A 10,782-nucleotide genomic window follows, 5' to 3' on the forward strand; every position below is an offset into this window, starting at 1 on the left:
CTTTTTTTGCCCCTACTGCGTAACAAGGGCGCGTCGTTTCCTCATGCGCTCCGCTGCCTGTCTGCGGGTAATACGCTTCCGGCAGTCCGGGCAGTATTTGACGCTGTTAGAGGTGGACGCAAAAGAAGCTCCGCACTCGGTACAACGCTTTTTATCCTCGGTCTTGAAAAGCTCTGCATACAGCAGCTTATCAAAGGGAAGTACGGCGGTCTGAAACCATTTGCATAGAAGAGAATAGGAAATAAGCTGCGGGCAGACACATTCCTCCCCGTCGTCCAGTAAAATACAGTGTCCGTTATCGCAGTTGCAGCACTCCTTTTTTACAAGGCTGTTGACTTTCCGGCTTTGGGGCGGCGTAAGCCGCTTTAGCCCGGTCATACCTCATCAGCGGCGAAAATGGCAAGCTCCGTATACTCATTTTCTGTCAGAGGTGCAATTTTCGCAAGGGTGCGCTTCGCCAGTTCCCGCATATCCTCGTCCATAAACGGCAGCGCAGCGTTGATGTTCTCCATAAGCCCGCGCTTACCGCCCTCATTGTAAATGCTCAACAGGTTTGTTTCTTCAACGGTCAGTCTAATCATGCTCATACCTCCAATTCGTGATTTTTTGATTTTGCCGCTTTTTTCTGTGCGGTTTTTTCTTTGTCTGCTCTAAGCTGCGCCCGGATAGAGGGCTTCTTTTCCGTTTTTGCTGCCTTGCCGCGTTCCTTGTCAGCCTTGACAGCTTCCGCAAGGTCAACAAGGGAAATGGTTTCTCCTGCCTTTACCTTTGCTTCCAGTTCTGCGGTAGTCGGGGTGTTGTTTATCTGCCCGTCAATCATGTTGTAGTTTTGCTCTGTGGTCTGCTCGGCAGCTTTCAGATAGTTCTCTGGCTGAACGGGAACAGCAAAAGCCCTAGTGCCGTTCCCCATAATCAGATATTTTCCGTCGTCGGACTGGTGGTGCAATCCATATCCGGCAGCTTCCATTTGCTCGCGGCTCATGGCGGTTACATAGAAAGTCCCTCTCGGTGTTTTGATTGTTTCGCCCGTTTCCAAGTCGGCGGGAATGAGGGCATTTTCCTGCTCCTTGAAAAACTCCGGCACTTCCTTATAACCGAAGCTGTCTACATAGTGGGCGGTGTCCTGCCCGTTCTGATGAAGCACCACCACGTCGGAAACGGAAAGGCTGTGTCCCTTAAAATCTTTCGGGTGGTCGATATTAAAGCGGGTGTAAATATCTTCAAGGGAAGTCCCCGGCGTAAGCTCTGCGGAATAGACAAGTGTATAGTTTTTCGCGTCTACCCGGTGTCCTGTGGCAGTCAGACGGTCGTAAGGTTCAAAGCGCAAATCTCTTGTTTCGTCCCCGCCTTTTATCTGATAAATGGAAAAGGTGTCTTTGTCCTGTGGGGCTTCCTGTTCCGGCTGCTCCTGTGCATCTACCTTTTGCGCCCGGATATGCGCCCGTTGTAACTCGGTAGGCTTTTCCCCCGTAAGGGGTACAATCGCCTTGACATAATCAGCCGCATAATAGGCGTTACTGGTAAGCTGCCGCTGCCATGCCCCTGCTTTGGGCGACCAACGGAAGCCATTACTTTTTAGGGCTTCCCGCGTGGCTTCGTCCGGCTTATCCTCAAAGAAGATTTGCAGTCGGTTCGCTTCGGTGTTTGCTTCCACCTTGCCGCCGTCAAATTTCCAACCCACAAAACCGATTTCTTTTTGCTGTGAAAGAGATTTGATACGGTCTTTCACGCGCCGGATTTCTGCACTGTTGTTGGATAACGCCCAAGTCGCAAATGGCTTGTCCTCCAAATGCCAACTGCTCGCCATGTCTGCTTTCAGTTTTTCCAGTTCCTCCGGCGGTAAATGCGGGCAGCCGTCAAGGGTCTTATGCTTACGGTAATAGGCGTTTACGGCTTTCATGGTTTCCTGTGATTTTTCAAGGCTTTCCAGTTTCTTTTCTAACTTCTGTACTGCCTGCGGGTCGTCTGCGCTGATACCGCCCATGCCGGTACTGCGGATTTTATCAAGAAGCCCTTGTATGTCCTGCCATTCCCGGTAATTGCTGTCGCGGGCTGCGTTCTGCTTTTCTTTCTTCCTTGTGGGGAAGTTAGAGCCGCCCGCAATCAGGATAGAGGGAACACGCGCGTCAATCTCATAGCCTTTATTCATGTTCGCCGCCAGTTTCCGGGCATAGGTGTCAAGCAGGCTGTCGATTTTCTCATGGTACATCGGGTCTACCCGCTGTTTTTGCCTTTCTGCGATTTGTACGGCTTCATCTACATAATGCCTGTATTCAGCCGTCGCGCTGCCTTGCTTATAATCGGAAAAGCTGTTCATATCCTTTGCACGTTTGGCGGCAGCTTCATTGATAGGATAATAAGGGGCGGCGGGTGCAGCCTGTTCCGGCTGTGTTTCTTTTTCCTGTACCGGGGCTGTTTCTTCGGGAAGCTCCGGCGTGGCGGCTTCTGCTTCGGGCTGTTTGGTAGCTTCCTGTGCGGGCTGCGCCTGTTCGGTGGTCTGTTCCTTATCCTGTGCCTTTTGGATTGCTGCAAAATGTCCGTCTATGGTATCAATCAGATTTGCGGCGGTGCTGCGGATTGTTTCAAGAGAGCCTTTCAGTTCTGCAAGTTCTTTTCCGCTGCTCCACCCGGCGATATATCCAAAAGAATAGTCCGACGTATCAAGCCCGTAATGTTGGCAGACAGCATAGGCGACGCTTTCCGCCTGTACCTCGCGGGTACGGCGGTCGGGGCGTTCCGGCATAGCAAGGGCAGTATCATGCAGCGTGGCGTGGGCGATTTCATGGATTGCGGTCTTGATATTCTGCAATTCGTCCATGCCCTCGTTGATGATGATACGCTTTTCCTCATAATTGCAGCGTCCTTTTACGCCGCCGCTTAGTGCTTCAAATCCCATAGCAAAGGGAGAAGTCTTTTCAAGGGCAGCGAAAAAATCCTTGTATTGTTCCACGTTGCCCGTCAGCTCATAGGTAAGGGCAGGAAGCTCCTTTCCCTCGGTCTGTGAAATATCAAAGACAGATACCACACGAAAGGCGGGTATCTTGATTTCCTTTTCCTCGGTAACAGGTTTCCCGTCCTTATCGAAAACAGGCTTTTGGGTGTCCGGGTCGATTTTTTCCACCTGTTTCTTAACGGTAAACGGGGACGGCGCAAGTATCTTGATAGCTTTTTCTCCCGGCTTTACATGGCGGTCAAATTCCTTTTCCCATTGTTTATAGCCTTTCACAAGATTGCCGCCCTGCATGGCGATAAGGATTGTATTGTTAAGGCTGTAATCATGGAATTTTGACATAGTACGCAGATAGTCGGCGTAACGGTCGCTTTCATACAGTCCTAAAATCCCCTGTTCCAGTCGGTCGGTAATCTCTTTCATCTTGTCAGCGGGCTTTTCAGAAGATAGGATAATCGGGAGAACCGGGGGCTGCTCTGTGGCGGTGGTCGGTATAGCTGCGGAAGCGTCAAGGTCTGCCTGTTCCTTTTCCTGTACTGGCGGCTGCGGCGTTACCCGGTATTCCTCCGGCACGTCGCGCCCGTCATACCATTCTGTAAAGGTATTACGGTTATTGTAGATATAGCCCTGCTCGGTAAATCTGCCCCCGTCATTGATAGCAGCGTCCCGCCCGTATTCCTCATACATGAAATATTTTTTTGCTTCTTCGGGCAGCTCCAACTCGTCCAGTTCTTCAATCAGATAATGCCCGTAATCTTCCTCACTCTGTACGGACGGATAAAGCCAGTAACAATCAAGGTTTTGTGCAAGGTTGATAATGTCCTGCAAGTCCCTTGTATGGTCGCCGTATGCCATAGCTGCAACAAATTTTTCCCTGTCGTCGTCAAACTGCATTTTCAAAAGTTCGCTCAAATAGTTCAGCTCGTCAAGGCTTTCAAGCTCGGTCAATTTTCCTGCCAGTCCCGCAATAGAGGACTGGTATTCTGTGATATGCAGCTCCCCGTAGTTTTTGCCGTCTATGCCGATACGGTCAAAGACTTCTTTCAAATGCTCGGCAGTCGTGGGGAATGATACCCATTCGCCCGCAGGTCTGCCCTCGGTGTACTTTCCAAGATTAGAAAGATACCCGCTTAAAATCGGTTGTTCCATGTGTTCGCTCCTTTCTTTCTCAATCATGCGGTGCATAAGCTCGTAGTCCTCCATGCTCATGCTCCCGTCAAATAGATAGGGGTCGGGTTCTTCGCCGTCCCGGTAGGCTTTTTCAGAGAAAGGCAGCCCCGCAGCGTGGGCGGCGGCTCTTGCTTCCTCGATAAGCTCCGGCGGCAGCCTGTCGTCGTGGGCTTCGATAAATTCCCCGATATTGCTATATCCGTTTTCGTAGTGGCGGCGCACCCCGGCGGTCAGCTCGTCAAGGTTCCTATCCTCGCCAAGATAGCCGGAGTAATAGCCGTTTACCACAACGGCGGCAGGGTCAGCCTGTTTGATTTCTTCCATGCGGCTTCTGTCCTCCGGGTAGAGAATATCGCTCATTTCAAGGTGGAAATATTCTGCGTTCCAAGAGCGTCCCGTTTTCCAAAACGCCACCCAAGCGATACCGTCCCTTAATTCTTCTTGATAGTCCTTTACGGTGTCCCGTAAACTTGCCATGTGTAACCTCCTTTCTTCGGTTTCAGAGGGTTTGGGAAACTTCCCAACAAGCAAAAATCCCCGCCGTTCTCGGTAGAGAAAGCAGGGATTTTACGGAAAAGGGTACTCTTTTCCTATGCTTGCTATTCAGTTATTTTTTCTTCGGCAGTTCAATGCGGTAGTTGACATATCTCCCGCCCGTATCAGCCAATACGATAGTTCCGTTGTAGGTTTTGCCTGTCTTTGGGGAATAGAGCTTTTTCACATTTACCTTGCCGGATTTTAAGAGTGCAGCGGCAATCTTCGGGGTAAAGGTTACTTTTCGTTCTTCAAAGAAACGGTCATTTTTCCACATGGTAAAGATACATTCTTTGTTGCTGCAATAGTAGTTTTTCTTTCCCTCATAGACAGGAGAACCGCAGCGGGGGCAGCTTCCCAACGCTTCCCGTTCCGGCTTGAACATCTGCGCTTTATCATCAGAAAGAAACGGATAGGTCTTTACCAGTTCCCGCGCCATATTCTCGATACCCTCCATAAATGCGGCGGGGTCTGCCTTGCCTTTTGCAATCTGCGTCAGATTGTTTTCCCATTCTGCGGTAAGCTGCGGGCTTGTCAAGGTGTCCGGCAGGACGCACACAAGGTTGATACCGTCTTTTGTGGGAAGTAGCTGCTTGCCTTTTCGTTCCACAAAGCCGCCCTTTACCAGTTTTTCAATGACAGCGGCGCGGGTGGCGGGAGTTCCAAGCCCTTTGCGTTCTGCGTCCGGGTCGGTGTCCTCACTTCCGGCGCGTTCCATAGCAGAAAGGAGCGACGCTTCGTTGTGGGGCTTTGGCGGTGTTGTGTCATGCTCCGTTACCGTTGCAGCCGGATTGTCAAAGGTTTGTCCCTCGGTAAACGGCGGCAGGGTCTTTTCTGTGTCGCTGTCTGCGTCGTCCGTTTCGGGCTTGTTCTTTAAGGCTGCCCTGTATCTTCGGTCAATCTCTTTCCACCCGTCGGACAGCACCGTTTTTCCCCTTGCGGTAAAGGACTGTCCGGCACATTCAAAGACTGCCGTAACCGCTTCAAAGGTATGCGGTGCAGCGGTCGCCATAAGTAGACGCGCCCCGGAAAGGGTAAGGATATTCCTTTCGCTTTCCGGCAGCGCGGCAAGGTCGGTCTTTGCAAGCTCCATAGTTGGGATAATGGCATGGTGGTCTGATACCTTTTTACTGTTCAGCACCTTTCCAAGTTCCGGCGTGAAGTCTTTTCCCGCCATAAAGGAAAACTTCCCACAAAGCAGCTTGATAATGCCCGCCGCTGTGTCGCCCATGTCGTCGGTCAGAAATGCGCTGTCTGTTCTCGGATAAGTAAGCAAACGCTTTTCATACAAGGCTTGTGCAAGGTCAAGGGTCTGTTTTGCCGTATATCCGAACAGGCGGTTTGCTTCCCTCTGTAAAGAAGTAAGGTCAAAGAGCTTCGGCGGAGCTGCGGTCTTTTTCTCTTTCACAAGGGAAGTACATACTGCCCGCGACGCTTCGCAAGTCGTTTTTAATGCGTCGGCTTCTGCCTTATTTGAAATTCGTTCACTTGCAGCTTCCGCGCCGGATAATGCAAGGCGTACATGGTAGTATTTTTCTTTCTTGAAAGTGGTAATCGCTGCGTCCCGGTCAACAAGCATTTTTAAGGTCGGGGTCTGTACGCGCCCCACGTTCAAGGTATGATTGTAAAGGACAGAAAAAAGGCGGGTGGCATTGATACCGATTAGCCAGTCTGCTTTTGCCCTGCATAATGCGGAAGCAAAGAGAGGGTCATAATCCCTGCCGTTCTTCAGACAGGAAAAGCCCTCTTTGATTGCGCTGTCCTCCATAGAAGAAATCCAAAGGCGGCGCATAGGTTTCTTGCAGCCTGCCATTTCATAGACAAAACGGAAAATGAGTTCTCCCTCGCGCCCTGCGTCGCAGGCATTGACGACTTCGGAAACGTCTGCCCGGTGCATAAGCTCCTTTAAGGTTTTGAATTGCTTTTCCTTGTCAGCGGAAACGGTGTATTTCCATTCCTGCGGCAAAATCGGTAAGCTGTCATAGCTCCACTTTTTATACTGCTCCCCGTAAGCGGCAGCTTCCGCAAGCCCTACCAAATGTCCCACACACCAAGAAACGATATAGCCGCTTCCTGTGAGAAATCCGTCTTTCTTTTCCTTTGCCCCAAGTACGGCAGCGATTGTCTGCGCCACACTGGGCTTTTCTGCGATAACTAAAATCAAATAAAAATCCTCCTTTCGGGTAAAAGAAAAGAGCAACCGATTTTTCGATTGCTCCTACAAGTGATTGTATAAAATTGTGCGATATGAAATAGTAAAATGATTTGACAAAACTAAAATTTATCCAATATTGAGTAAACTATGGATTACCCAAGGTTGAACTGTAACCATGATTATAAATGTGTAAATTGCAAACAAAGGCACTTCGACCATATCATTGACATTCTCAGATTGAAATTGTTTTCTTAAATTATTAGGCAAGACTTTTGATAGCAAATAATAAACCAAATATCCTAAACAGACTCCAACTGTATTTGTAATAAGGTCATTTATATCTGTTGAACCCCAACCAAACATCTGAACAATTTCAACAGATAAAGAGAACAGAAAACCAGTTAATACAACAGTCTTTATGTGATGATATTTCTTATACAGCAACGGCAGAAAAAATCCAAAAGGAACAAATAAAACAACATTCAGTATGGTATCTATTGGTCCACTTATCATACCGAGAAACGGAATCAGAGAAATCCTCGGACGAAATGATATTGTGCTTGTATAACCAATACCTGTTACGGTCAAAATCCCGAAAAGATAATAATAGAATAAAAATACAGCAGTAATATGGAGAAGGCTTTGCTTTCTTCCTGATTTTTTAAGGTATAAGAAATACAATATAAAAACTGGAACTATAAACACATATCCACTTATTGAGCGAATAAGAATATCAGAAAGGGGTAACATATTTTTATCTCCTTTGCTTACTCTAAAAATTTGTTTAACTCTATCATTTCCTATGGTTGGAACAATTATATCATATTCCATATCGAAAGTACATCTTTTTATCGTTCCGGCTGTCGTTTTGCTTCAATCTTTCTAATGCAATACCCAACACAAGGGGACTGTCCCTTGTAAGGGCAGGAAGCGCAAGCCGGGGGATAAGGAACAGGCGGAGCATTATCACGCCGCCCGTTCGGTTTCTGTATCATCATCTTTTCAAAGGGATTGTCGGTAAACAGGGTCATAGGGTTTCTTCCTCCGTTTCTTCATCTTCGGGAGTTTCCCCGGTATCTGCTTCCGGCTCGTCCTCGTCGTAGTCCTCAAATTCAAAATCTTCAAGGTCGGTATCGCCCTTTACATTCTGCTTCGGCTTTAGAAACTTAAAGTAGTAGAACGCTGCGCCGCCACCAAGCAGGGCAAAGAGGACTAAGGCAAGCACCACACCGGGATTGCCGCCTTTTCCTTTCGGTTCTTCCGGCTGCTCGGTTGGTGTTGGGGTAGGTTCTTTGCCTGTGCAGCCTGTCATACTGGTAACACATACCGGGCAGGACGTGTTTACCTTTCCGGCTTCGCATTTCTCCGTACAGTTACAGATTTCCGGCTTTTTGGCAGCTTCGCCGTTTTCGGTCAGTGCCATAAGGTCGGCTTCGTCCACTTGATTTAGGAAATGTACGGTCTGTTCGCCCTCGGCGGCGCGGTCAATGAGGATATAGAAATAGTTGCCGCCTTTGGTGGTAACAGTGATAAGCTGCTTATTGCCGCCGTAATCGTCAACCAGTGTTGCGTTTCCCTTTGGGGTAAGGGGCGGCGTTTCCTCTTTTTCCTCCACAACTACGTTGCTGTCGTTGGTCGCGTCCCCTGCGGGCGGCTCTGTGGCTGCGCCCTGTGCATAGGCAGGGACAGAAAAACCGCCCATAAGGATAAGGGCGGCACAAAGGGCAGTCATGGTCTTTTTCAGTTTATTCTTCATCTGCATTTTCCTCCTGTTCTTCGTAGTCTGCCGCTTCGGTAGCGTGTGCGGCGTTCATGCCGGGAATACCGCTGCCGGACAGCATAGCGTTCAGTTCCTGCGGGGTCAGACGCATAGCTCGTACAAGCTGCACGATTTCAAGGTTTTCCGCTTCGGTTTTCTGCGCTTCCAGTCCTTTTAACTTGTTCTGATACTCTGTGATTTTCTCGCGGGTCTTTGCGATTTCCTTATTGATACGGTCGATTTTATTGTTTGCCATAGGTCATTTCTCCTTTCTTTTTGGGGCTGCTTTACCAGTTCATCAGCCCATAGCCTTTGATACATTGATAGTTAAGGTCATAGCTCTTTATCTTGCAGGCGTCGCCGGAATTGCCCTCAACGGTATAGACGCGGCTTCCGTCCCTGCCAAGCACAAGCCCCACATGGTCTGCAACACCGTCTAAATCCCAATCGAAAAAGATAGCGTCGCCCGGTGCGATATTCTCATAGCCCCGCGCGCCCCATTGTCCCCTTGACTGGAACCAAGGAACGCCCTGCCATTCGCAGCCTGCAAAGCGGGGTTCGCTTTTTCCGGCTTGATTGTAGCACCATGACACAAAGCAGGCGCACCATTCCACGCGGCTGTTAAAGCCATACCAACTCCAATAGGGATAACCGCCCACGTTTCCGACTTGCTGTTTTGCAAGCTCCATAAACTCCGGGTTTCCGGGACGTGTGCCGTTTACAAACTCCACGCCGCTTAAATCCTCGGAGGGGCTGCCGTCGGGAGAGCCGCCGCCAAAAATCAACGGTTTGTTGCCCTGTGTCTGTAAGTACACTTTGAACATTTCAAACTGCTGTGGGTTCAGCAGTTCTTCCGCAAGGGAAGCAATCGGCTTGTTTGTCAGCTTCACGTTCAAGATACGGTATTCGTATTCTTCCTCGTTGCCCTCCTCGTCGGTGGTGGTGCGTATCTCGATTTCTTCCGTCAGCGTCAAGGTGTACTGTAAGCCGAACAGCCGTTTTAGCTCTGCCTGTGCGCTCTGTGGGGTGTAGCTCTGTAAAAGGGCGGTCAGATAAGACGCAAGTTCGTGTGGGTTATGCCCGATAGTGTCAAGGTCATAGCGGTATTCATCATAGCCGCTGTGGGTGGTTTCGATATTGTCAATCTCACTTTGCAGTTCGTTTTCCATTGCAGCATAGCTCTGTTCCGTTGCCACAAGGTCGCTGTCCTCGGACGTGTAGGAAGTCCCTAACACGCTGTTCATGCTGCCGGAAAACATTGCCCCACAAGAGGAAAGCCCTACTGATACCATGATGAACAGAAGCAGCGCGGCGATAGCGATTATCACGCCCGCCGGGTGTCGCCCTACAAAGGCAGCCGCTTTCTTTGCTGCTGTCTGTGACGCTCCGGCGGTTGCTTTGGCGGTGGCTGCACCGCCTTTCTTTACAGTTTTTGCATACTGGCGTTTGATTTTTTGTTTCTGCATAAACCGGGAAAAGGGATTGCTTGTAAGCTGAGGATTTTCCTGCAAGACTTTGTGATACTGGAAGTTCACATTTGCCTTGAACGCTGCCTTTTCTGCCTTTGCTGCTTCCCGGTAGGGTTTCAGCTTATGGCTGCGGTAGCCCTGTTTGAATTTCCTTGTCCCGTACCTTGCGCCGCGCTCGGCAAGTTCCTCCGATTTGTGCGCGCCCTCCGCGCCGGAATTGTCTTTCTCGACGCTGTGGATTTTGTTGTGAACAAAAATACCCGCTTCCTGCGCGGGGCGGGATAACGGGTTGCTGTGGGCTTTGCCGCCGGGTATCGGCTTTTCCTGTTCCTCAAAGTGCAGGCGGGTCTTTGCCTTTCCTGCGGCTTCGTCAAAGGTGCGCTCCTTAACCAGTTTCTTTTGCTTTGGGATAGCTGCCTTTGCTGCGTCCAGTCGGTCAGCGGCTTTTTCCGATTTTTTGATGTAAGTTTCCAGTTCCGGCGTTGCCCGTTCTTCCTCGGTAAACTGTAAGCGGGAAGTGGAAGTACGCAAAGCAGTAGCTTCCTGCTCTTTTTTGACTTCCTTTTTGTTTGCTTTTCGGGTATGTGCTGCGTCAAGATGTTCTATGACGCGTTCCGCTGCGGCACTGTCCGGCTGTGAAAAGTCGCTGTCTGCTTCCCGGCTGCTGATACGCTCGGCGGTCTGCTGTGTTTCGTTTACCTCGATAAGCCCGTCGCGGGTCATTTTCTGTGTGATTTTATCGCGT

Annotated in this window: 9 protein-coding genes; all 9 read right to left on the reverse strand. The window is 49.7% G+C overall.

Annotation, left to right across the window (positions count from 1 at the left end):
- Positions 1-12 precede the first annotated feature (12 nt).
- The 9 genes from LKE05_RS14130 to LKE05_RS00700 all read right to left on the reverse strand — a co-directional run bounded on the left by LKE05_RS14130 (position 13) and on the right by LKE05_RS00700 (position 10,760).
- On the reverse strand, positions 13-378 hold the full coding sequence (locus LKE05_RS14130; protein ID WP_069432107.1) for a cysteine-rich VLP domain-containing protein: 366 nt from the start codon (positions 376-378) through the stop codon (positions 13-15).
- Complete coding sequence (locus LKE05_RS00665) at positions 375-581, reverse strand: transposon-transfer assisting family protein (protein WP_069432106.1); 207 nt, start codon at positions 579-581, stop codon at positions 375-377. Before LKE05_RS00665 ends, LKE05_RS14130 begins: the two co-directional genes overlap by 4 nt.
- Positions 582-583: 2 nt before the next feature.
- Positions 584-4,597: an antirestriction protein ArdA gene (locus LKE05_RS00670; protein WP_069432105.1), complete on the reverse strand. Its 4,014-nt coding sequence runs from the start codon at positions 4,595-4,597 to the stop codon at positions 584-586.
- A gap of 130 nt (positions 4,598-4,727) precedes the next feature.
- Complete coding sequence (locus LKE05_RS00675) at positions 4,728-6,818, reverse strand: DNA topoisomerase 3 (protein ID WP_069432104.1); 2,091 nt, start codon at positions 6,816-6,818, stop codon at positions 4,728-4,730.
- A gap of 117 nt (positions 6,819-6,935) precedes the next feature.
- Positions 6,936-7,640: a VanZ family protein gene (locus LKE05_RS00680; protein ID WP_308451236.1), complete on the reverse strand. Its 705-nt coding sequence runs from the start codon at positions 7,638-7,640 to the stop codon at positions 6,936-6,938.
- Between the two features lie 17 nt (positions 7,641-7,657).
- On the reverse strand, positions 7,658-7,840 hold the full coding sequence (locus LKE05_RS00685) for a hypothetical protein (RefSeq protein ID WP_005933783.1): 183 nt from the start codon (positions 7,838-7,840) through the stop codon (positions 7,658-7,660).
- Complete coding sequence (locus LKE05_RS00690; protein ID WP_035394374.1) at positions 7,837-8,565, reverse strand: DUF4366 domain-containing protein; 729 nt, start codon at positions 8,563-8,565, stop codon at positions 7,837-7,839. Before LKE05_RS00690 ends, LKE05_RS00685 begins: the two co-directional genes overlap by 4 nt.
- The gene (locus LKE05_RS00695; protein WP_069432103.1) at positions 8,555-8,824 is read right to left on the reverse strand and encodes a DUF4315 family protein; all 270 of its coding nucleotides are present in this window, start codon (positions 8,822-8,824) and stop codon (positions 8,555-8,557) included. Before LKE05_RS00695 ends, LKE05_RS00690 begins: the two co-directional genes overlap by 11 nt.
- A 31-nt stretch (positions 8,825-8,855) precedes the next feature.
- On the reverse strand, positions 8,856-10,760 hold the full coding sequence (locus LKE05_RS00700) for a CHAP domain-containing protein (protein WP_069432102.1): 1,905 nt from the start codon (positions 10,758-10,760) through the stop codon (positions 8,856-8,858).
- Positions 10,761-10,782: the final 22 nt, after the last annotated feature.

It is taken from the genome of Hominilimicola fabiformis, from assembly GCF_020687385.1.
GTDB classification, from domain to species: Bacteria; Bacillota; Clostridia; order UBA1381; family UBA1381; genus Hominilimicola; species Hominilimicola fabiformis.

What these genes read in the sequence shown, in the direction of transcription:
- LKE05_RS14130 (WP_069432107.1), bottom strand. Translation starts at nt 378, where the DNA reads ATGACCGGGCTAAAGCGGCTTACGCCGCCCCAAAGCCGGAAAGTCAAC.
- LKE05_RS00665 (WP_069432106.1), bottom strand. Translation starts at nt 581, where the DNA reads ATGATTAGACTGACCGTTGAAGAAACAAACCTGTTGAGCATTTACAAT.
- LKE05_RS00670 (WP_069432105.1), bottom strand. Translation starts at nt 4,597, where the DNA reads ATGGCAAGTTTACGGGACACCGTAAAGGACTATCAAGAAGAATTAAGG.
- LKE05_RS00680 (WP_308451236.1), bottom strand. Translation starts at nt 7,640, where the DNA reads ATGGAATATGATATAATTGTTCCAACCATAGGAAATGATAGAGTTAAA.
- LKE05_RS00685 (WP_005933783.1), bottom strand. Translation starts at nt 7,840, where the DNA reads ATGACCCTGTTTACCGACAATCCCTTTGAAAAGATGATGATACAGAAA.
- LKE05_RS00690 (WP_035394374.1), bottom strand. Translation starts at nt 8,565, where the DNA reads ATGAAGAATAAACTGAAAAAGACCATGACTGCCCTTTGTGCCGCCCTT.
- LKE05_RS00695 (WP_069432103.1), bottom strand. Translation starts at nt 8,824, where the DNA reads ATGGCAAACAATAAAATCGACCGTATCAATAAGGAAATCGCAAAGACC.
- LKE05_RS00700 (WP_069432102.1), bottom strand. Translation starts at nt 10,760, where the DNA reads ATGACCCGCGACGGGCTTATCGAGGTAAACGAAACACAGCAGACCGCC.